This window comes from Mycobacterium europaeum, assembly GCF_002102155.1.
Lineage (GTDB): Bacteria > Actinomycetota > Actinomycetes > Mycobacteriales > Mycobacteriaceae > Mycobacterium > Mycobacterium europaeum.
This window is the reverse complement of record NZ_LQOU01000021.1, coordinates 1-21,140: the sequence shown is the minus strand read 5'-3', so window position 1 is coordinate 21,140 and position 21,140 is coordinate 1. Positions and strand designations below refer to the sequence as shown.

The window sequence follows — 21,140 nt, the reverse complement described above, 5'->3', positions numbered from 1 at the left end:
ATGGATGACATGAAGACGCCGCTACGGGGAATCGGCTCACCGGACGATCCCTATGTGATGTGGGATGCCGCATACGTTTTGGGCTCGCTGTCGGCGAGCGACCGACGCGAATTCGAGGCGCACCTGGCGCACTGCCCGGCCTGCCGGGGGGCCGTCGCCGACCTGAGTGGTGTGCCGGCCCTGCTCTCGCAGCTCGGCGGGGACGAGGTGGCCGCGATCCACCAGGCCGGCCCCGCGCCGGCGACGCCGGAGCTGTCGCCGCAGCTGTTGCCGTCGTTGCTGGGCAAGGTGACCTGGCGCCGCCGCCGCACGCGGATCGTGACCTGGGTGGCCTCGTCGGCCGCGGCCGTGGTCCTGGCCGTCGGCGTGTTCGTCGGCGTGCAGGGCCACTCGTCGTCGCCGGCACCGCAGGTGGCCGCGGCCTCGGCGCCGATGGCGCAGGTGGGTACCACCCTGCTGGCCTCGACGGTGCAGTTGTCCAGCGAGCACTGGGGAACATCCATCAACCTGCGCTGCGTGTGCCTGGCGCCGCTCAACGCCCACCACGACACGCTGGCCATGGTGGTGGTGGATCGGGACGGCACCCAGACCCGGCTGGCGACCTGGGTGGCCGAACCCGGCCGCACCGCGACGCCCGCGGGCAGCATCTCGACGCCGGTCGACCAGATCGCCGCCGTGCAGGTGGTGGCCGCCGACAGCGGCCAGGTTCTGTTGCAGCGCTCGCTCTAAGGCATTGAAGTGTCTGGCGAGGGGCGCCCCCTTCGGGTCCTGGTCGTGGGCGCCGGAGTGGGCGGTATCTCCGTAGCCAGGGGATTGTTGCGAGACGGCCATGACGTCACCGTCTTCGAGCGGCGACCGAATGTGCGGGCGGCCGGCGGTGCGGTGACCATCTGGTCCAACGGCGAAATGGTGCTTCGGCAACTGGGCGTGGAGACGGACGGGGCCGGCCAGCTGCTGCGCACGGTGCGAGCCGTGACGTCCACCGGTCGCCCGCTCGCCACGCTGGACGTGTCCGCGATCGCAGATCGGCTCGGCGCGCCCGTCCGGATGGTGCCGCGCCGGATCTTGCTGGAACGGTTGCTGGACGGCTTCCCGGCCGGTCGCATCCGATGTGGCTCCCGCGCGCTCGCGCTGGCCGCCACCCACGGCGCCGTGCGGGTCCAGTTCGGCGACGGGAGCTCGGCCGTCGGAGACGTGTTGATCGGCGCTGACGGCCTGCACTCGATGGTCCGCAACAGCGTCGGCGGGCGCGACGCGAAGCCCACCGGCTGGTGCAGTTGGCAGGGGTTGATCACACTCCCGGAGATCCCGGACAAGGAAACCGCCCTCATGGTCATCGGCGAGCGGGGCAACCTCGGCCTGTGGCCGGCCGGGGGCTCCGAGGTGCAGTGGTGGTTCGACCTGCCGTGGTCCTCCGACTTCGTGCGGCCGCAACGCCCGATCCAGACGATCCGGTCCCATTTCACCGGGTGGTCCGAAACCGTCGATCGGGTGTTGGCGGCCTTGACCGACGACGACCTGGCGCAGTCGCCATACCCGCATTTCCGGCATCCGGTTCCCCCCGGGGGCCAGGGTCCGGTGACCCTACTCGGGGATGCGGCCCATACGATGCCCCCCACCCTGGCGCAGGGCACCAACCAGGCTCTGCTCGACGCGATGGTGCTGTGCAAGGCGCTGTCGGATGTGCACAGCACCGGCGACATTGCCAGTGCGTTGCGCTGGTATGAGAAGACCCGCCGCCGCAAGGTGATGGCCGTGTCCCGGGTGGCGTCGCTGCCGGTCTCGCACGGTCAGGTCGTCCTGCGACCCGCGGCGCTGGTTCCCGACCGGCTGCAGGCCCGCGTGTTGACGATGTTTCTGCGTTTGACGAGTCACCGCCGGATGTCCGGGGAGATCAGCCGAGAGGTGGGGGTAACGACGACCGGTCGATCCAGTCCATGAACGATTCGGACCAATTCGTCACGGTGCGAAGCGATTTCGACGCGCCGTCGCGGTGGCTCTGGCTGTTGAAGTGGTGTGTGCTGGCGGTTCCGCACTACCCCTTATTGATCGGGCTCTATCTGATCTATCCATTGTCGACCGTGGTCGCCGGCGTCGTCATTTTGTGCACCGGGCGATATCCGCGGCCCCTCTTCGACTTCAATGTCGGCGTGCTGCGCTGGTCGTGGCGGTTGATGAATTTCAGGTTCCCGATGAACAGCACGGACAGGTATCCGCCGTTCACGCTCGCGTCGCGGCCCGACTACCCGGGTGATCTGCAGGTCGATTATCCGGAGCGGCTGAGGAACTGGGCCGTGCTGGTGAAGTGGCTGTTGGCCATCCCCCAGGTGCTGCTCTGCTGGTCGATGGAGCCGCTGCTGCAGGTGCTGTGCGTGATCGCCGCGGTGTCGTTGTTGTGTACGGGGAGCATCCCGGTCGGCATGTTCGATCTTCTGCTGGGCATCGTTCGGTGGCGTTATCGAGTGGCCGTGTACGTGTCCCTGATGCGGGACGAATACCCGCCCTTCCGAATGGATCTGGGTGCCCGTGACGCGCCGTAATCCGTTGTTCCCCTATGTGTACAGATTCGGGCAGCCGGTCTTCGACCGACTCTTCTATCACCGCTATCGCCGTGAGGCGCTCAGCAACGCGACCGGCCGGCTGCTGATGCTCGGTCTGGGGCCGGGCACCGACTTGCGGTTCCTGCCCGCCGCGGTGACGACGGTCGCCGCCGTGGAGCCGGAGGCGCCGTTCCGGCAGATGGCGTCCCGGCTTGCCCGTCGGCACGGCATCACCGTCGACATCGTCGAGGGAACTGGTGAATCGATTCCCTTCCCGGACAATACTTTCGACTCGGTGCACATCGGGCTGGTGTTGTGCTCGGTCGACGACGTGGCCGCCACGCTCGGCGAGATCCGGCGCGTGCTCGTGCCCGGCGGCAGGCTGGTGGTCCTCGAGCATGTGCGCGGGGACCGCGCGACCGGCCGGTTGCAGGACATGGTCGCCAAGCCGTGGTCGTGGCTGGCCGCGGGCTGCGAGCCGAACCGCCGAACCTTGGATTCCATCGCCGCGGCCGGGTTCGACATCACGGCGCTGCGCACCATTCCGCGCACGCCGGTGCCCTTCCCGTGCAAACCCCATCTGCAAGGGTTCGCCGTCCTCACTCCACGCTGACGGCCTCGATGATGTTCAGGCGCGCCGCCCGCCGCGCGGGTGGCAGCGAGCCGAGCAGGCAGATCGCCAGCGCCCCAGCGGTGAACGCCAGAGGGATCGGGCTCAGGCGGAAGCCGACCTGGAAATTCATGATGTCCCCGCTGATGAGGCTGAACAGCCACTGGTCGATCAGCCCGAACAGCAGCCCCAAAAGACCGCCGACAAAACCGATTCCGGCAGCCTCGGCCAGGACCGTCCGCAGGGTGAACCGCCGGCTGGACCCCATGGCCCGCAGCACACCGAATTCGCGGCGGCGTTCGGTCACCGACAGCGTCAGCGTGTTGAGCAGCGCGACGGCGGCCACGGCCACGACGATGATCCACACGGCGTGGGCGATGAACATGCTCTGATGGAGCGGGGCTTCCAGGCCCGCCAGTGCCGTGCGGCCGTCGTACACGTGGTTCGGCGCCGGTACCACCCGGCGGACCTCCGTCAACAGGCGCCGCGGATCCACCCCGGGGGCGGCGGCGGTGATTTGCAGGGTTGTCGCCGCCGGCCGATCGAACCACGCCCGCATGTGCCCGAGATCGATACCGACCGTTCCGATCACGGTCGAGAAGAAGGGCACCAGAGCCAGCACCGTCGTCTGCCGCGGGCCGTGCGGCGTCTGCAGCTGCAGTCGATCGCCGGCGCGGACGTGCAGAGTGGTGCCCAAGTTGTGCGTAAGCACCACGCCGCGGCCGGCCAGGACGTCGGCGCGCACCCGTTCGTCGAGCGCACGGAACAGCGAGTCGTGTGTTCCGTCGGAGAAGCCGTCGAGCAGGACGCGCGTGCCGCCGATCACGGCGAACCCGAACGCGCCCTCGGCCACCCGCGCCACCCCGGGCACCGCCGCCACTCGGTCCGAAAGGCCTTGCGGCAGAAAGTCGGTGGGATAGCTGTCCGGTGCGTCGGCGCTCACCCACACGTCGACGTCGGCGGCGGGGGAGAAGATGCCGCGGGCCGAGCGGATCATGTCGGCGTTGGTGCCGGTGATCACCACGGTGGTGACCACCCCGATCAGCACGGTCATCACGGTGGCCCAGACTCGTCGCGGCGCGCGTTCGATGGTGGCCGCCGCGAGTGCCCCGAACGATCCGAATAGGCGAGCCGTCGCAGCCGTGGCCGCGACGATGGGCGTAGCGAGCGCGAAGCCCAGCGCTATCTCGGCGCTCAGCAGGGCGGCCATCGCGACGAACGCGAAGGTGCCGCGTTGGCCGAGGACCACCCAGACCGACACCGCGAACACCGCGACGGCGCCCACCCCGGCGGCGACCCGCAGCCAGCGGGGCACGACGTCCGCAGCGGACGCGCCGACCGGCGCCAGCGCTTCGATCGGTGCGACCTTGTACACCTGCCGCGCGGCCATCGCCGAGGCGACCACGCTGGTGAGCGCCGTGGCCGCGACGGCCAGTGGGATGGCGTAGCCGGGCAGCCAGTACTCGACGCGGGCCTCGAGACCCTGGGTCATCGCCGGTGGCAGACGACCAATTGCCAGGTGGCCCGCCAAAATTCCGAGGGCCGACCCGATGACCCCGCCGAGGAGCCCGAGGACCGCCGCCTCACCCAGCATGTCGCCGACGATGGTGACGCGCCGGCCGCCGATCGCGCGCAGCATCGAGATGACCGGCCGGCGCTGGGTGATCGCCATGGTCATCGTGGTGTAGATCAGAAACGCACCGACCACCAACGCGACCGCGGCACCCAGCAGGGCCATGTAGTTCATCAGCTTCACGCCGTCACCGGCCCGCGCCGCCCGCAGGCTTGGGGCGGCGACGATGGCGCGGCCGTTGACCGCGGCGGTGACTGCGGACCGGGCGGCGGCCGCATCGGTGCCCGGTTTGATGGTGATCAGTATCGAGTCCAGCTGACCTGGGCGGCCGGTGACGTTCTGCGCCAACGCAAGCGGGGCAAGGACGTAGTGCCCGCCGTTCAGGTCCGCGAACTGCCGGCCCGCGAGCACCTCGGTGACGGTAACCGATCCCGAGCCCAGTTGCAGCGTCTGGCCTTTCGCATAGCCGACCCGAGGCCCGACCTGGACACCGTTGGGCGTCGAGGACAGGGGTTGCACCGGCCGGGCGACCGCGTCCTGGAGCGCGCCGCCCAGTGCGGCGGTGCTCGCGTCCGCGCCGAACAGCAGCACCGGTCCCGTCGCCGTGGGCGCGGAGGTCCGGATCATCGGCGCGGCGGTGGCGACGCCGGGAACTGCGGCCACGTCGGCCAGTATCGTGTCGGGGAATCCGGCGTCGGTAATGCCCGACACCTCCAGCGCGGCCACGCCGGCGATCCCGTCGGCCAGCCGGTCGACCGATCCGGTGATCGAGCCGAAAATGCCGAATATCGCGACCAGATATGTTGCGGAAACGGCCATTACGGCGATCGACGCGAAGGTGCGCCGGCGGTGCGCGGCGAGCTCGCGCAGGCTGAACACGCGCAGTCGGCTCGCCGCCGCCGTGATCCTCACGCAGGGACCGCCGGTACGTCCGAACCGACCCGGCCGTCCCGCAGCGTGATCACCCGATCGGTCGCCGCGGCGGCGTCCGCATTGTGGGTCACCATCACCACCAACCGGTCGCGGCCGTCCTCGTGCGCCACCTCGGCGAGGAGTGCGAGGATCGCGGCGCCCGTCACTGAGTCGAGGTTGCCGGTGGGCTCATCGGCGAGGACGAGCGCCGGGTCCATCATCAACGCGCGCGCCACCGCGACCCGCTGCATCTGGCCGCCGGACAGTTCCGCCGGCCGGTGCTCGGTCCGATTGCCCAGCCCGACGCGGTCCAGCAACCGCATCGCGTCCGGTTTGACCCTGCCCAGCCGCACACCGTCGAGCAGCTTGGGGACCGCCACGTTCTCCCAGGCCGACAGCGTCGGCAACAGGTTGAAGAACTGGAAGATGAAACCCACTCGGTGGTGGCGGAACTCGGACTGCTGATCGTCGCCCAGGCGGGCGATCTCCTCGCCGTCGAACGTGATGGAGCCCGAATCGGGCGAGTCCAGCGCGCCGAGCAGGTGCAGCAGCGTGCTCTTGCCCGCGCCGGAGGGACCGACCACCGACACGAACTGTCCGCCCCCGAGGCGCAGGCTGATCCCGTCGAGCGCCCGGACCGGTTGACCGCCGACCCGGTACTCGCGGACCACGTCGCGCAGTTCGATGGCCATCTAGACATCACGAGGGCTACCCGTGATCGGTTCACCGGCGCGGGTGAACCGATCACGCGCCGGGCTCGTGTCTGAAGACATGTTCGGCAGCTATCGGGTGGTCGACCATATCGTTGGCCACCTCGCCGCGCTCGGGGTGGATCACGTGTTCGGTGTCGACGGCGCCAACATCGAGGATTTGTACGACGCCGCGCACTTCGAACCCGGGGTCACTGCGGTGCTGGCCAAGCACGAGTTCTCGGCGGCCACCATGGCCGACGGCTACAGCCGGAGTGGCGCCGGGCTCGGTGTAGTGGTGGCGACGTCGGGTGGGGGAGCGCTGAATCTCACAGCCGGACTTGGCGAGTCGCTGGCGAGCCGGGTTCCGGTGCTGGCGCTCATCGGCCAGCCCGCGACCACGATGGACGGCCGGGGCAGCTTCCAGGACACCAGCGGCCGCAACGGCTCCCTCGATGCCCAGGCGCTGTTTTCGGCGGTGTCGGTTTTCTGCGAGCGGGTGCTCGCGCCGGCCGGCATCGTTTCGGCGTTGCCCCGCGCCGTCTCCGCGGCGCGCACCGGTGGGCCAGCGATATTGTTGCTGCCCAAGAACATCCAGCAGGCCTGTATCACCGTTGACGACCCCGCCCCGTCGCCGGACCGTTTCAGCCCACCGATCGGCAACCCGGATCTCATCGCGTCCGAGCTGCGCCGCGCAACCGGTCAGGTCACCATCATCGCCGGCGAGCAAGTGGCCCGCGACGACGCCCGGGCCGAACTCGAGCACCTGCGCGCGCTACTGCGCGCGCAGGTGGCCACCGTCCCCGACGCCAAAGACGTCGCGGGCACCCCTGGTTTGGGGTCGTCGTCGGCGCTCGGGGTGACCGGCGTGATGGGCCACCCGAGTGTGGCCGAAGCGGTGGCCGCCAGCGCCGTGTGCCTCATCGTCGGCACCCGATTGGCAGTAACCGCGCGCGGGGGCCTGGACGACGCGCTCGCGGCGGTGCGAACGGTATCCATCGGGTCGGCGCAGCCCTACCTGCGATGCACGCATGTGCATACCGACGACCTGCGTGGCTCGCTGCGTCTGCTCACCCAGGCGTTGTGCAGTCACGGACGCCCGATCGGCCTGCGGGTGCCCGACCTGGTGCGCCGCACCGAGCTGGCACCGCCGGCCCGGCCGGGGCCGGGGATCCGGTACCGCGACGCGATGGCAGTGCTGGACCGCGTCCTGCCCGACGGGGTCGACATCGTGGTCGACGCCGGCAACACCGGCGCGGCCGCGATCCATCACCTGCCGGCGCGGCGTGGCGGCAGGTTCGTGGCCGCTCTCGGGATGGGCGGCATGGGCTACAGCTTCGGGGCCGCGATCGGGATGGCGTTCGGGCGTGCGAACGGCGGCCGGGCCGCAGGCCGAACCGTGGTGATCGCCGGGGACGGCGCGTTCTTCATGCACGGTCTGGAGGTGCACACGGCCGTGCAATACGCGCTTCCCGTGACGTTCGTGTTGTTCAACAACAACGCTCACGCGATGTGCGCAACCCGGGAGCAGCTGTTCTACCAGAACCGCTACAGCTACAACCGTTTCCGGCACAGCGCGCTGGGAAGCGGTCTGGCGGCGATGTTTCCCGGCCTGGCATCGGTCGATGTCAGCGAGCCCGCCCAATTGGCCACGGCGCTCCGGACGTCACTGGACATTGAGGGCCCAGCGGTGGTCAGCGTCGAATGCGACGCCGACGAAATCCCGCCGTTCGCCCCATTCCTCACCGCGCTGTCAGACAACGCGGCTGTTGCAGAACAGGTTTCGACCGCGAAGGAGAACCGGGCCGATGTCGCTGCCAGCGCTTGAGGATATCCCCACTCCCATCGACGGGGTGGTCCGCATCGAAACCAGTCCGCGGGAGAAGGCGACTCCGATCGTCATGGAGATGATGCGGTCGGTCTACCCGCACGATCAGGTGTTCGGGCAGTACTGCACAGTCAACGACTACGTCGCGTGCCCGCCAGACGAGCTCTACGAGTACATGGCGGACACCCGCAGCCTCGAGGAGTGGACGTACAGCCTGCGCGGGTTCACACCCACCGACGAGCCGGGCCTGTGGCTGGCCTACGACCGGCTCGGTTCGGAGACCGAGATCTACACCCGGACCGCCGCCAACCCCGCGGCCCGGACCGTCGACTACCACTGCGCGTGGGACCAGGGCAAGCACCTGTGGATGGTCTACCTCATGCGAGTCGTCGACGCGCAGGTGGTCTTGGACAAGCCGGGATCGGTTGTGCTGTGGACGAACTGCCACCACCCGTTCTACGACCACAACCCGTATCCGGAGACCGCGCCGCCGCAGCGGCCGGTGTGGGTGGGCGACTTCTGGGACATGTTCGGTGCCGGGCATGCGCTGGAGCTGCAGAACCTCAAGGCGATCGCTGAATACCGGCACCGCAATGGCCTGCCGGTGACGCCGGCATGGATGAGGTAGCAACATGAGCCAACCCGGCGTCAGTCTGATCGACGTATCCAGCTATCTGCCCGGCGAGCCGATCGGTGCCGACTACTACGCCCAATTCGCCGAATCCGACGACCTGCGCGAGAACCTCATGTTCCGCGCGCCGAAGTTTCGCCACCACGTCGCACGCGACGAAAGTTCCATCGACATGATCGAACGCGCGGCGCAGGGCCTGATCGAGCGGCACGGCCATGACGCGGTGGAGGCGGCGGACGTGCTGATCACTCACACCCAGGTGCCGGATATGGCGTTCTACGGCCAGGGCGGCGGCGTCGCCCACCGGCTGGGCATGCGACCGTCCTGGGTGCTCGATCTGAACAACGGCGGCTGCGCGGCGTTCGTGTTGGCGCTCAACGTGGCTCGCAAACTGCTGGCCGGCGGCGACGGGCATACCGCGCTGATCGCCGTCGCGCAGAACGCGGCGGGCCAGTTCTTCGATCAGCCGACCATCCGGCGCAAGGCGCAGTCCGCGGTGCCCGGGGATGGCGCGGCGGTGGGCCTGGTCTCACTCAGTGACCGGTCACCCATTCTGGACGTCGAGTGCCGCACCTACGGTGAGTACGCCGGCGAGATGACATTGTCCTATGACCCGCCGCGCAAGTGGTGGCAGGCGGGGCCAGGGGAGGGCAGCATCGGCTTCACCGAAAGCAAGATCACCAAGGTGTTGGCTCGGGGCAATCGGCAGGTCCCCGAGGTGGCCCTGGCGGTGTGCGACCGAATCGGACTGCCCGCCAAGGACATCGACCTGCTGGTCACCAACCAGCCCAACCGGGTTTTTCTGCGCAACTGGCGTGAGGCGCTCGAATTACCCTCCGAGCGGCATCGAGACACCTTTGACGAGTGCGGCAACCTGTTCGGCGCCGGGATCCCGATCAACCTGGATCGCGCGATTTCCGACGGCCAGCTCGGGGCGGGCGACGTCGTCATGATGGCGGCGTTCGCCCATGCCGGCGACTTCGCCGGTGCGGCGGCGGTGCGCTGGGGCGGGCGAGGGTGATGCAGCCCGATGCGGGGGATCCGCTTGGGTTGTCGCTCAACGAGAACCCGTTCCCCCCGCTGCCCCAGGTGCGATCGGCACTGATGCGGTCCGTCCAGACGGCCCACCGCTACCCGGAATTCCTGCCCGAACGGCTGCGCGGCGTGATCGCCGGGCACATCGGGGTGCCCCCCGACCGGGTGGTGCCGGGCGCCGGCGCGACGGGCGTCGCGCTGCTGGCCCTGCAGGCGCTGACCGTCCCGGGCGACACGATGGCGATGGCGACGCCCACCTTCGATGGTTACCCGATCCTCGCCCGGATGGCGCGGCTGAAGATGCGGACGGTTCCGCTGGACGAGCGCGGTCACCACGACCTCGACGGACTGGCCCGCGCCGCCGCCGATGCCCGGGTGGTGGTGCTGTGCCGGCCGCACAACCCCACCGGCACGCTGGAGTCCGCGGCCGCCGTTTCGGCGTTTCTGCGCCGCGTGTCGCGCGACACCGTCGTCTTGCTCGACGAGGCGTATATCGAGTTCACCGCGCCCGAGCACCGTATCGCCGTGTCGGCGTTGATCGCCCGCTTTCCCAATGTGGTGGTGGTGCGGACCTTCTCCAAGGCCTACGGCCTGGCGGGGCTGCGCATCGGTTACGCGGTGGCGTCGCCGGAGCTGGCCCGGACACTGTGGTCCCATCAGCAGCCGTTTGGTGCCGCGATCACCAGTTTGGTCGCGGTTGCCGCGTCGTACGGTGCGGAAGACCAACTGCTGCATCGAGTCCGGTTGATCAACGCCGAACGCTGCTACCTGCGGATGCGCCTGAGCGCGATGGGCGTCGACACGACAGACGCACACGCGAACTTCCTGTACCTGCTTCCGAAAACGGATGGTCGGGGCTTGCCGTGGCATGATGCTTTCGCCGAAGGCGGACTGCGGGTGCGGTGCTACCCGGACGGCGGTGCACGGATCACCGTGGGGCACCGTGCGTCGACGCTCGCGGTCCTGTCGGCGGTGGGGAAAGGCCGCGCTCGCGCGCCAAGTGCGGTATGAAGGGGCGTGGCTGCCTCACGACCGCGCAAGCGCGACCCGATCGCCGCGGCGCGCGACAACTGGGAGCGCTCCGGTTGGGCCGACGTGGCGCCGGGCATGGTGGCGGTGACGTCGGTGATGCGCGCGCATCAGATCCTGCTGGCCCGCGTCGAGACGGCGTTGCGCCCCTACGACCTGAGCTTCTCCCGGTACGAGTTGCTGCGGCTGCTGGCGTTCAGCCGGACCGGCGCGCTGCCGATCACCAAGGCATCCGACCGGCTGCAGGTCCACGTCACGAGCGTGACCCACGCGATCCGCCGGCTGGAGGCCGACGGACTGGTGCGGCGCGTACCCCACCCCACCGATGGCCGCACCACGCTGGTGGAGATCACCGAGCTGGGCCGCTCGACGGTCGAGGACGCGACGGTCACGCTCAACGAGCAGGTCTTCGCCGATATCGGGATGTCCGAAACCGAAGCGCAGGAACTGGTTTCATCGATCGAGACGCTGCGCCGCAACGCCGGCGATTTCTCGGATTGAACCAGAGACCATCCTTCGCCGAACGTGCACCGAGGGCGATTTTCCGGGCGATATTTCGCCGTGAGTACACGCTCGGCGCGCCGCTACCGCATTCAGCTCTCCCGGAGCATCTGGATCACCGCGCTGAAGTCCTTGTCGCCGTGGTCGGCCGCGAACTTGGCGTAGATCTCGGCGGCGTGAGTGCCCAGCGGCGCGGCCGACCCGGTGGAGGCCACCGCGTCCATGGCCAGGCCCAGGTCCTTGTTCATCAGCGCGGTCGCGAATCCGGGCTTGAAGTCGTTGTTGGCCGGCGAGGTCGGCACCGGGCCGGGCACCGGGCAGTTGGTGTGTACGGCCCAGCAGTTGCCGGTTGCGCCGGTGATGACGTCGAAGAGGGACTGCGCCGACAGCCCGAGCTTCTCGGCCAGGACGAACGCCTCGCCGATGGCGATCTGCTGCACCGCCAGCACCATGTTGTTGCACACCTTGGCGGCCTGCCCGGCCCCCGGGCCGCCGCAGTGAACGACCTTGCCCGCCATGGGTTCCAGCACCGGCCGGGCGCGCTCCACGGCGGCCTCGTCACCACCCACCATGAACGCCAGCGTGCCCGCGACGGCGCCCTTCACGCCACCGGAAACCGGAGCGTCCAGCTGTGGAACGCCGTGCGATCGCGCGAGCGCGTGCACCTCGCGGGCGTCGTCGACCGAGATCGTCGAGCTGTCGATGAAGAGCGCACCGGCTTTGGCGGTGGGCAGCACATCGGTGTAGCAGCGCTTCACCAGGTCGCCGTTGGGCAGCATGGTGATCACTACCTCGGCCCCCGCCACCGCGTCGGCCGCGCTGTCGAACGTCGTGACCCCGTTGCCGGCCGCGGCGGCCGCCGCCGCGGGCACCGGGTCGAACCCGCGCACCGGGTGACCCGCGGCCACCAGGTTCGCCGACATCGGCCCGCCCATGTGGCCCAGGCCAAGAAAAGCGATGCTCGTCATGGTCGCCTTTCTACGCGCCCGCACGCACCCGCGCGGCCTCGGCCCTGCCGATGACCACGCGCATGATTTCGTTGGTGCCCTCCAGGATTCGGTGCACCCGCAGATCGCGGACGATCTTTTCGAGGCCGTACTCGCGCAGGTAGCCATAACCGCCGTGCAGCTGCAAAGCCATGTCGGCCACCTCGAAGCAGGTGTCGGTGACGTAGCGCTTGGCCATCGCGCACAGCTCGACCTTGTCGGGGTCGTCGTTGTCCAACGCATCGGCGGCCCGCCACAAAATCATTCGCGAGGCTTCCAGCCCGGTGGCCATGTCGGCCAGGGTGAACCGGATGGTGGGCTCGTCGAGCAGGGCCTTCCCGAACGCCTCGCGATCGCGTACGTAGGCGGCCGCCTTGTCGAAAGCGGACTGGGCACCGCCCAGCGAGCACGCCGCGATGTTGAGCCGGCCGCCGTTGAGGCCGTTCATCGCGATGCCGAAGCCGGCGCCCTCACCCTCGGCGCCGCCCAGCATCGCGTCGGCGGGCACGCGGACGCCATCGAAGATCACCTGCGCGGTGGGCTGGGCGTGCCAGCCCATCTTCTCTTCCAGCGCCCCGAAACTGAGCCCCGCGGTACCCTTTTCGACGACGAATGCCGAGATGCCGCGCGGACCGTCCCCGCCGGTCCTGGCCATCACCACGTAGACGTCCGAGGCGCCCGCGCCGGAGATGAACTGCTTGACGCCGTTGAGCACGTAGTCGCCGCCCTCCCGGACGGCGCGGGTGCTCAACGCGCTGGCGTCCGACCCGGCGCCCGGCTCGGTGAGGCAGTAGCTCGCGATGACGTCCATCGCCGCCAGCCGCGGCACCCAGGCCTTGCGCTGTTCGGCGGTGCCGAACGTGTCGATCATCCACGCGCACATGTTGTGGATGGACAGGAACGCGGCCGTGGTCGGGTCGGCGATCGCCAGCTGCTCGAAGATGCGGACCCCGTCGAGCCGGCGCAGCCCGCTGCCGCCGACGTCCTCGCGGCAGTAGATCGCCGCCATGCCGAGCTCGGCGGACTCGCGCAGCACGTCGGTCGCGAAGTGCTGCGTCGCGTCCCATTCCAGGGCGTGCGGGGCGAGGCGTTTGGCCGCGAACGCTGCCGCCGTCTCGGTGATGACCCGCTCGTCGTCGTTCAAGGTGAACATATTGGCTAATCCATTGTGGGGATCACGAATTCGGCGCCGTCCTTGATGCCGGACGGCCACCGCGACGTGACGGTCTTGGTCTTGGTGTAGAAGATGATCGACGAGGGGCCGTGCTGGTTGAGGTCCCCGAACCCGGAGCGCTTCCAGCCGCCGAAGGTGTGATAGGCCACCGGCACCGGGATCGGCACGTTGACGCCGACCATGCCCACCTGCACGCGGGACACGAAGTCGCGGGCGGCGTCGCCGTCGCGGGTGAAGATTGCCACGCCGTTGCCGTACTCGTGTTCCGAGGGCAGCCGCAGCGCGTCTTCGTAGTCGTGGGCGCGCACGATGCACAGCACCGGACCGAAGATCTCGTCGGTGTAGATTGACATGTCGGGGGTGACGTGGTCGAACAACGTCGGGCCGATGAAGAAGCCGCCCTCGAGGTTGGCGTCACCGAAGGTCAGGTCGTCACTGGCGCGTTCGCGGCCGTCGATCACCAATTCGGCGCCCGCCTCGACGCCCTGGCCGATGTAATTGCGCACCCGCGCCAGGGCCGCCTCGGTGACCAGCGGGCCGTAGTCGGCCTTGGGGTCCAGGCTGTGCCCGACCCGCAGGTTGTTGATCCGGTCAATGAGCCTGGCGCGCAGCCGGTTTGCCGTCCGTTCGCCGACCGGTACCGCGACGCTGATCGCCATGCAGCGCTCGCCGGCGCTGCCGTACCCGGCGCCGATCAGCGCGTCGACGGCCTGGTCGAGGTCCGCGTCAGGCATCACGATCATGTGGTTCTTGGCGCCGCCGAAGCACTGGGACCGCTTGCCGGTCGCGGCGGCAGTCGAGTAGATGTAGTGGGCGATGTCGGAGCTGCCGACGAAGCCCACGGCCTGGATGTCGGGGTGGTGCAGGATGGCATCGACGGCCTCCTTGTCGCCGTGCACGACCTGGAACACGCCCGGCGGCAGACCGGCCTCCAAGAAGAGCTCGGCCAACCGCACCGGGACGGAGGGGTCGCGCTCACTCGGCTTGAGCACGAACGCGTTCCCGCACGCGAGGGCGGGCCCGGCCTTCCACAGCGGGATCATGGCCGGGAAGTTGAACGGCGTGATGCCGGCGACCACGCCCAGCGGCTGGCGCAGCGAGTAGACGTCGATGCCGGGGCCGGCGCCCTCGGTGTAGTCGCCCTTGAGCAGGTGCGGGATGCCGACCGCGAACTCGATGACCTCGATGCCGCGTTGGACGTCGCCGCGCGAGTCGGCCACCGTCTTGCCGTGCTCGAGGGACAGCATCTCGGCCAGCTCGTCCATGTGGTCGTTGACCAGCTCGATGAACCGCATCATCACCCGGGCGCGGCGCTGCGGATTCCAGGCCGCCCAACCCTTCTGGGCCTCGACGGCCGAGGCCACCGCGGCGTCGATCTCGGCCTTGCCGGCCATCGGCACCTGGGCCTGCACCTCACCGGTGCTGGGGTTGTAGACGTCGGCGGTGCGGGTGGACCGGCCGGCGGTGCGCTTCCCGTCGATGAAGTGCGGGATCTGTGTGGTCATGGTGTCCTCGGGTTCGTGCGCGCGTGAGAGGCGGATACTTGGATATCCTAGTAACCGCCGCCGGGAGCCGCAAGGACGCCAGGGCTCACGCCGGATAGTTGCCCGCCCCGAGGTCGGCCAGCAGGCTCGGCTGGGTGGGTTGCCAGCCGAATTTCTCCCGGGTCAGCTCGCTCGACGCCGGCTGGTCCATCGCGAAGACCGAGCCGAGGAACCCGAAATGGTCGGCCGGCACCGCTTTGGTGGGCACGCCCAGTTCGCGCCCGATGGCTTCGGCGAGCGCGCGCATCGGATCCCCCTCATCGGCGACCGCGTGCGCCACGGTGCCGGGAGCGCCCTCTTCGAGAACCAAACGAAACAGGTGCGCGGCGTCAAGAACGTGCACAGCCGGCCAGCGCTGGCTGCCGTCGCCGACATACCCCGACACCTCGCTGCGGCGAGCGGCCTCGATGAGCAGGGACGCGAACCCGCACGGGCCGCCCGCCCGGTGCACGGACCGGGGGAGGCGGACCACTGCCGACCGGACTCCCTTGGCGGCCAGTTCCAGCGCGGCCGCGGCGTTTCGGCCGCGGCCGCCGATGGGTCCCTCGCTCGGCGCCGCGTCCCGTTCGGTGGCGGCGCGGCCGGGGATCACGGGCGTGCCCGAGGCCATGACGAACGGCTTGCCGCTGCCCTCGAGAGCGGTGCCGAAGGCCTCGACGGCGCCGGCTTCCTGGGCGACCGCCTTGCCGAAATCGTCGAAATGCAGGAAGGCGAGGTGAACGACCCCATCGGACTCCGCGGCACCCTTGCGCAGGCTCTCCGGATCATCGAGATCGCCGCGCAACACCTCGGCGCCCATGGACCGGGCGGCCCGTTCCGCCGCGTCGGAACGGGCCAGCGCGAGAACCTCGTGGCCCGCGCCGATGAGCTCGGGGACGACGGCGGAGCCGATGCCGCCGGTGGCGCCCGTGACGAAAACCCGCATGAGCAACTCCTTCGAGTGATGGGACATTTGTCTCATCACCCTACCAAAGTGATGAGACAAATGTCCCATCGCTTACGATGTCGGGATGCCGCGATGGGAACCTGATGCACGTGCACGGCTGGTCGCCGCCGCGCTGCAGCTGTTTTCCGAGCAGGGCTACGACCGGACCACGGTTGCCGAGATCGCCGATCACGCCGGGCTGACCAAGAGCACCTTTTTCCGGTACTTCCCCGACAAGCGGGAAGTGCTGGCGGCCGGTCAGGAGACCCTGGCGCGACTGCTGACCGACGGGATCGCCTCTGCGCCCGCGGATGCGAGCCCGCTCGCCGCTATCGCGGCCGGGCTCGTGCGGGCGGCCGGGCCGATGGCACCGTTCAATCGCGAACTCGCTCCCCGAGTGCAGGCCGTCATCGCCACCAGCACCGAGTTGCAGGAGCGGGACGCCCTCAAACAGGTCGGCCTCGCCGCGGCCATGGCGGACGCGTTGCGGGCGCGGGGGGTGGCCGACCGGGCGGCGACTCTGGCGGCCGAGATGGGAGTGCTCGCCTTCAAGGAGGCATTCGCCGCGTGGCTTGCCGCGGATGACGACCAAGACCTGGGCGAACTGGCTCGCAAAGCGCTGGATGACCTCCGCGCCGCGGCCGCCGACATCGGCTGAGCGCGCTAGCCTTCAGGCGTATGCACACCATCGAGGCCGACTACCTGGTGGTCGGCGCGGGTGCCATGGGGATGGCGTTCGTCGACACGCTGGTGTCCGAGACGGACGCACGCGTGGTGCTGGTCGACCGCAACCACCAGCCGGGCGGGCACTGGACTATGGCCTACCCGTTCGTGCGGCTGCACCAGCCCTCGGCGTTCTACGGCGTCAACTCGCTGAGGCTGGGCGGCGACTCGATCGACCGTATCGGCTGGAACCAAGGGCTTTACGAGTTGGCCACCGCGGCCGAGGTCTGCGCGTACTACGACCACGTGCTGCGCAGGCAGCTGTTGGCGAGCGGACGCGTCACGTACTTCCCGATGAGCGAATACCGCGGCCAGGAGGGCGGTGAAGGCCACTTCACCACGCTGGCCGGCGTGGACTACACCGTCGCCGCGGCGCGCCGCATCGTCGACGCCACCTACATGCGCGTCACGGTGCCGGCCATGCGCCCGCCGCCCTACCCGGTCGCGCCCGGGGTCACCTGCGTGCCGCCCAACGACCTGACGAAACTCGGCGCGCACGAGCGTTACGTGATCGTCGGGGCGGGCAAGACCGGCATCGACACCTGCCTGTGGCTGCTCGGCCAGGGCATCGCGCCCGAACGGCTGACCTGGATCATGCCGCGCGACTCCTGGCTGCTGGACCGCGCGAGGATGCAGCCCGGGTCGTTGTTCGCCGACCAGATCAAAACCAGCTTCATCGCGCAGCTTCGCGCCATCAACGACGCCACGTCCGTCGAGGACCTGTTCGCGCGGCTCGAGGAGTCCGGCGGTCTGCTGCGGATAGACCCGGCGGTCCGTCCGACCATGTATCGCTGCGCGACCGTCACCCGCCTGGAACTCGAGCAGCTGCGACGCATCGCCGACGTGGTGCGGCTGGGCCACCTGCTGCGCGTCGAGGCGGACCGGATGGTCCTCGACGACGGCGCGGTGGCGAGTGACCCCGACGCCCTGTACATCGACTGCACCGCCGACGGCGCCGAAAAGCGTCCGGCGACATCTATTTTCGATCACGGCCGGATCACGCTGCAAAGCGTGCGCGGATGCCAGCAGATCTTCAGCGCCGCGCTGATCGCCCACGTCGAATCCGCGTACCACGACGACCCGGCGAGGAACGAGCTGTGCGTGCCGTTGCCGCACCCCGACACGGACCTGGACTGGCTGCGGGTGGCGCTGGCCGACTACAGCAATCAACTGCGCTGGCTCGCCGACCCCGAGCTCACCGCATGGATGTCCGCCGCGCGCCTGGACCTGTTCGGTCACCTGATCGGCCATCTGCTGCCGCCGGCGTCGGCGAAGCCCCGGGTGCGCGAGCGGATGCTGGGCATCGCCAAGTCGGTGTTCTCGGCCACCGCCACCAAACTCGACCAGCTGCTCAGTGAACAAACCTCGCTCGCCGCGCCGTGATACCCGGTGTAACCCGACTCGATATTCATCGGGTGGAGGAGGCACGTGGCGGCACGAAACGAGTTTGTCGAGCGACCCCTGCGGGCGGTGCCCGACAGCGGCTTTGACGATGGCTACCCCGACTGGGAGGCCGTATATCAGGACAACGCATCCTGGGTTTACCGCACGCTGTTCGCCCGGGTGGGCAACCGGGCCGACGCCGAGGACCTCACCGCGGAGGTCTTCATGGCCGCGCTGCGGCCGCTGCGGCTGACCGCGAGCGTCGCCGAGGTGCGCGCCTACCTGCGGGTCACCGCGCGCACGGTGCTGGCCGCGCACTGGCGGCAGACGCTGGGCCGGGAGATAACCTCGATCGACGACGTCGAACAGCCACCGGAGAGCGAGGAAGCGATCAGCACCGCGCCCCAGCGTGTCGCCCTGGTGCTCGACAACCTGCCGGACCGCTACCGGCGGATCCTGGAATTGCGTTTCCTGCAAGGACGTTCGATCAAGGACTCGGCCGCGGAGCTCGGGGTCAGCGTCGCCAACGCCAAGGTGCTCCAGCATCGGGCGCTGCGGCTTGCGGCGCAGGTCAACGAGGGAGGCCCAGCATGAACGCGCGGGGGTTGCGCCGATACGTCGACGACCTGGTTCGGGGCCGGCGGCCGAAGCCGTTCGCCCCCGACGCCTTCGAGGCCGCACAGCTGCGCACGGCGATCGAACTGCGCGCCGCCGGGCGCAGGGACCAGGCCCCGAGGCAGGCATTCCTCGACGACCTGCACCGTCGGCTCGGCGAGCAGATGTCCGGCGCGCGACCGCAACCCGTGCGCACGCACAACAGCACCCGCCGCCAGGTCATCGTCGGTACGTCGGCCGCCGCGGCTGCCGCGGTCACGGCGGTGTCGATCGACCGAGCGGTGATCACCGGTCAATCCGGCGGCGTCCCCGCCGCCGACAACGCGCCGCTGCAGCCCAACGCCGGAAGCTGGCAGCGGGTGGCGGCCAGCTCGGCTGTGCCGGACGGCGTCATGCATCCCTTCGACCTCGGTTCCGTCACCGGCTTCGTCCGCCGCGTCGACGGCAAGCCCCAGGCCATCTCCGGGGTGTGCACGCACCAAGGGTGCCGGCTCTGGTTCGACGCGCCCGACGACACTCTGCGCTGCCCGTGCCACTCGACCTCCTTCTCACCCGGCGGCCAGGTGCTCACCCATCAACTGCCGATCGCGCCGAAGCCGTTGCCCGCGTTGCTGGTTCGTGAGGTCGACGGCGTCATCGAGGTGTTCGCACCCGCCGGCCCCCACCAGCCTGCCTGAGCGGTGTAACGCGCCGCCCTATTCCAGGGCATGAACTATGGAAAACCTTCGGCGGCCGCGCTGGCCGCCGCCGTCCTGCTGGCGGGCTGCTCGGCTTCCCGGCCCGCAGCGGGCTCCGGCACCAGCATGTCCCTGGGCTCCACGTCCGTCACCGCGCCGGCGGCGCCGGTGAGCGGCGACCGGGTCAACATCGACGGCTTCGCATTCGCGCCGGCCATGCTGACGGTCGCGGTCGGCACCACCGTCACGTGGACCAACCGCGACGAAGAACCGCACACGGTGGCCGCAAGCGACGGTTCGTTCCACTCACCCGGGATGGGCACCGGGGCCACGTTCACCCACACCTTCACCGCCCCCGGGACTTTCGACTACGTCTGCTCGATCCACCCGATGATGCGCGGGACCGTGGTGGTGACGCAATGAACCCCAACATGAGTCGCCGCCAGCTGATGCGGCACACGGCGTGGTTCGGCGCAGCGGTCGGCTTCGCCGTGGTCGGCGGCGAGGTGATCTCGCATGTCGCCGGCGCGGGGGCGACCGGGCAACACGCGCAGGCCCGACCCACGCTGCGGTTCGCGCAGATCAGCGACAGCCACATCGGCTTCACCGGCGCGCCCAACCCCGACGTCTCCGCCACGTTCGGCCACGCGATCGGCCGGGTCAACAACCTCGGCTACACCCCGGATTTCGTCGTCCACACCGGCGACCTCACGCACCTGTCCAGCCCCGATCAGTTCGACCAGGTGAAACAGATGATGAGCGCCCTGAAGACGCCGCACGTGTTCACCGTGCCCGGTGAGCACGACTCGGTCGACGACGCGGGGCAGAAATACCGGAACGCCTTCGGCGCGGGATCCGTTGGCGACGGTTGGTACAGCTTCGACATCGCCGGCGTGCACGTGATCGCACTGGTGAACACGTTGAACCTGCGCAAGCTCGGCCACCTGGGCACCGACCAACTCAACTTCGTCGAGAAAGATGTCGCGCGGCTGTCGAGCGACACCCCCATCATCGTGTTCAGCCACATCCCGTTGTTCGCGATGTACCCCGACTGGGGCTGGGGCACCGACGACGCGGGCCGGGCGCTGTCCTACCTGCGCCGGTTCTCCTCGGTCACCTGCCTCAACGGGCATGTGCACCAACTGTTTTCCAAGACGGAGGGAAAGGTGACGTTCTACAGCGGGACGGCGACCGCGTACCCGCTGCCGCGACCCGGCGACGGGCCGGCGCCCAAGCCGGTCACCCTGCCGGCCGGCAGGCTCCGCGACGCGCTAGGTATCCGCGAGGTGAGTTACACCCGGGGCGAGACCGCCCTGGCATTGAAAGAGCAGGCGCTGCAATGACTCTGTTGATCCGCCTCGGCCTGCCCGCGTCGCTGGCGGTCAGCGCCGCCGGCCACGCCTACCTGTACGTCCACGGCTACCGGCACATCCCCGACATCGGTACCGCGTTCCTGGTGCAGGTCAGCGTTTCGTTCGCGATAGCTGTGCTGATCCTTGCCGGCGGTCCCGGATGGCTGCGTTGGGCCGGCGCGGCCGTGGCGGCCGGCTCCCTGGTGGCGTTCCTTCTGTCCAGAACCGTTGGCCTGGCTGGTTTTTCGGAGCGGGGCTGGGATCCGGCGCCGCACGCGGCGATCAGTGTGGGTGCCGAAGTGCTGACGGTGCTGTTGTGGGCGGGGGAGTTGGCGGCTAGTGTCCTGAGTCATTAATTTGGGTGCAGTAGTTGGCGATGCTGGTCAGGATTTGGTCGGCTGTCTTGGTCCAGA

At 69.3% G+C, this 21,140-nt stretch carries 22 protein-coding genes; 16 read left to right on the top strand and 6 right to left on the bottom strand.

Translation table 11 applies throughout. From position 1 onward, the window contains the following. Positions 1 to 9: 9 nt before the first annotated feature. Genes AWC03_RS10790 through AWC03_RS10775 form a run of 4 tightly spaced genes read left to right on the top strand, consistent with a single transcriptional unit; the run spans position 10 to position 3,153 of the window. The gene (locus AWC03_RS10790; RefSeq protein WP_090423383.1) at positions 10 to 729 is read left to right on the top strand and encodes an anti-sigma factor family protein; all 720 of its coding nucleotides are present in this window, start codon (positions 10 to 12) and stop codon (positions 727 to 729) included. Between the two features lie 9 nt (positions 730 to 738). Beyond that, positions 739 to 1,941 carry an FAD-dependent oxidoreductase gene (locus AWC03_RS10785; RefSeq protein ID WP_085240490.1) on the top strand — a complete coding sequence of 401 codons (1,203 nt, stop codon included), beginning with the start codon at positions 739 to 741 and terminating at the stop codon, positions 1,939 to 1,941. Positions 1,942 to 1,964: 23 nt separating this feature from the next. Beyond that, the gene (locus AWC03_RS10780) at positions 1,965 to 2,540 is read left to right on the top strand and encodes a DUF4389 domain-containing protein (protein ID WP_085240608.1); all 576 of its coding nucleotides are present in this window, start codon (positions 1,965 to 1,967) and stop codon (positions 2,538 to 2,540) included. Further along, the gene (locus tag AWC03_RS10775) at positions 2,527 to 3,153 is read left to right on the top strand and encodes a class I SAM-dependent methyltransferase (RefSeq protein ID WP_085240606.1); all 627 of its coding nucleotides are present in this window, start codon (positions 2,527 to 2,529) and stop codon (positions 3,151 to 3,153) included. The genes AWC03_RS10780 and AWC03_RS10775 overlap by 14 nt, the downstream gene beginning before the upstream one ends. Here AWC03_RS10775 and AWC03_RS10770 read toward each other — a convergent pair. Both AWC03_RS10770 and AWC03_RS10765 read right to left on the bottom strand, forming a co-directional pair. Beyond that, positions 3,140 to 5,542: an ABC transporter permease gene (locus AWC03_RS10770; protein WP_249025863.1), complete on the bottom strand. Its 2,403-nt coding sequence runs from the start codon at positions 5,540 to 5,542 to the stop codon at positions 3,140 to 3,142. The genes AWC03_RS10775 and AWC03_RS10770 overlap by 14 nt on opposite strands. Positions 5,543 to 5,631: 89 nt before the next feature. Continuing rightward, complete coding sequence (locus tag AWC03_RS10765; RefSeq protein WP_085240488.1) at positions 5,632 to 6,327, bottom strand: ABC transporter ATP-binding protein; 696 nt, start codon at positions 6,325 to 6,327, stop codon at positions 5,632 to 5,634. Between the two features lie 79 nt (positions 6,328 to 6,406). Between AWC03_RS10765 and AWC03_RS10760 the strand changes: the two genes are divergently transcribed. Genes AWC03_RS10760 through AWC03_RS10740 form a run of 5 tightly spaced genes read left to right on the top strand, consistent with a single transcriptional unit; the run spans position 6,407 to position 11,348 of the window. Beyond that, positions 6,407 to 8,152, top strand: a complete 1,746-nt coding sequence (locus AWC03_RS10760) for a thiamine pyrophosphate-binding protein (RefSeq protein ID WP_085240609.1) — start codon at positions 6,407 to 6,409, stop codon at positions 8,150 to 8,152. Next, the gene (locus AWC03_RS10755; RefSeq protein WP_085240487.1) at positions 8,133 to 8,780 is read left to right on the top strand and encodes an SRPBCC family protein; all 648 of its coding nucleotides are present in this window, start codon (positions 8,133 to 8,135) and stop codon (positions 8,778 to 8,780) included. The genes AWC03_RS10760 and AWC03_RS10755 overlap by 20 nt, the downstream gene beginning before the upstream one ends. 4 nt (positions 8,781 to 8,784) lie before the next feature. Next, positions 8,785 to 9,804 carry a 3-oxoacyl-ACP synthase III family protein gene (locus tag AWC03_RS10750; protein ID WP_085240486.1) on the top strand — a complete coding sequence of 340 codons (1,020 nt, stop codon included), beginning with the start codon at positions 8,785 to 8,787 and terminating at the stop codon, positions 9,802 to 9,804. Then, entirely contained in the window at positions 9,804 to 10,829 is a 1,026-nt protein-coding gene (locus AWC03_RS10745) for a pyridoxal phosphate-dependent aminotransferase (protein ID WP_085240607.1), read from the top strand. The genes AWC03_RS10750 and AWC03_RS10745 overlap by 1 nt, the downstream gene beginning before the upstream one ends. A 6-nt stretch (positions 10,830 to 10,835) precedes the next feature. Further along, entirely contained in the window at positions 10,836 to 11,348 is a 513-nt protein-coding gene (locus AWC03_RS10740) for a MarR family winged helix-turn-helix transcriptional regulator (protein ID WP_085240485.1), read from the top strand. A gap of 92 nt (positions 11,349 to 11,440) precedes the next feature. Here AWC03_RS10740 and mmsB read toward each other — a convergent pair whose 3' ends face one another. The 4 genes from mmsB to AWC03_RS10720 form a co-directional block, all read right to left on the bottom strand. Beyond that, the gene (mmsB, locus tag AWC03_RS10735) at positions 11,441 to 12,316 is read right to left on the bottom strand and encodes a 3-hydroxyisobutyrate dehydrogenase (RefSeq protein WP_085240605.1); all 876 of its coding nucleotides are present in this window, start codon (positions 12,314 to 12,316) and stop codon (positions 11,441 to 11,443) included. Positions 12,317 to 12,326: 10 nt separating this feature from the next. Beyond that, positions 12,327 to 13,487, bottom strand: a complete 1,161-nt coding sequence (locus AWC03_RS10730; RefSeq protein ID WP_085240484.1) for an acyl-CoA dehydrogenase family protein — start codon at positions 13,485 to 13,487, stop codon at positions 12,327 to 12,329. A 5-nt stretch (positions 13,488 to 13,492) separates the two neighbouring features. After that, the gene (locus tag AWC03_RS10725) at positions 13,493 to 15,013 is read right to left on the bottom strand and encodes a CoA-acylating methylmalonate-semialdehyde dehydrogenase (protein ID WP_085240483.1); all 1,521 of its coding nucleotides are present in this window, start codon (positions 15,011 to 15,013) and stop codon (positions 13,493 to 13,495) included. An 85-nt stretch (positions 15,014 to 15,098) separates the two neighbouring features. Continuing rightward, entirely contained in the window at positions 15,099 to 15,977 is an 879-nt protein-coding gene (locus tag AWC03_RS10720; RefSeq protein ID WP_085240604.1) for an SDR family oxidoreductase, read from the bottom strand. Positions 15,978 to 16,062: 85 nt separating this feature from the next. Between AWC03_RS10720 and AWC03_RS10715 the strand changes: the two genes are divergently transcribed. Genes AWC03_RS10715 through AWC03_RS10685 form a run of 7 tightly spaced genes read left to right on the top strand, consistent with a single transcriptional unit; the run spans position 16,063 to position 21,083 of the window. Beyond that, positions 16,063 to 16,635, top strand: coding sequence for a TetR/AcrR family transcriptional regulator (locus AWC03_RS10715; protein WP_085240482.1), 573 nt, complete (start codon positions 16,063 to 16,065; stop codon positions 16,633 to 16,635). Positions 16,636 to 16,655: 20 nt separating this feature from the next. Further along, on the top strand, positions 16,656 to 18,083 hold the full coding sequence (locus AWC03_RS10710) for an NAD(P)-binding protein (RefSeq protein ID WP_085240481.1): 1,428 nt from the start codon (positions 16,656 to 16,658) through the stop codon (positions 18,081 to 18,083). Between the two features lie 45 nt (positions 18,084 to 18,128). Next, complete coding sequence (locus tag AWC03_RS10705; RefSeq protein WP_085240480.1) at positions 18,129 to 18,677, top strand: RNA polymerase sigma factor; 549 nt, start codon at positions 18,129 to 18,131, stop codon at positions 18,675 to 18,677. Then, complete coding sequence (locus AWC03_RS10700; RefSeq protein WP_085240479.1) at positions 18,674 to 19,375, top strand: Rieske (2Fe-2S) protein; 702 nt, start codon at positions 18,674 to 18,676, stop codon at positions 19,373 to 19,375. Before AWC03_RS10705 ends, AWC03_RS10700 begins: the two co-directional genes overlap by 4 nt. 30 nt (positions 19,376 to 19,405) lie before the next feature. Next, a complete protein-coding gene (locus AWC03_RS10695; RefSeq protein ID WP_085240478.1) occupies positions 19,406 to 19,798 on the top strand; it encodes a cupredoxin domain-containing protein in 393 nt (130 codons plus the stop codon). Further along, the gene (locus AWC03_RS10690) at positions 19,795 to 20,718 is read left to right on the top strand and encodes a metallophosphoesterase family protein (RefSeq protein ID WP_085240477.1); all 924 of its coding nucleotides are present in this window, start codon (positions 19,795 to 19,797) and stop codon (positions 20,716 to 20,718) included. The genes AWC03_RS10695 and AWC03_RS10690 overlap by 4 nt, the downstream gene beginning before the upstream one ends. Then, complete coding sequence (locus AWC03_RS10685; RefSeq protein WP_085240476.1) at positions 20,715 to 21,083, top strand: hypothetical protein; 369 nt, start codon at positions 20,715 to 20,717, stop codon at positions 21,081 to 21,083. Before AWC03_RS10690 ends, AWC03_RS10685 begins: the two co-directional genes overlap by 4 nt. Positions 21,084 to 21,140: the final 57 nt, after the last annotated feature.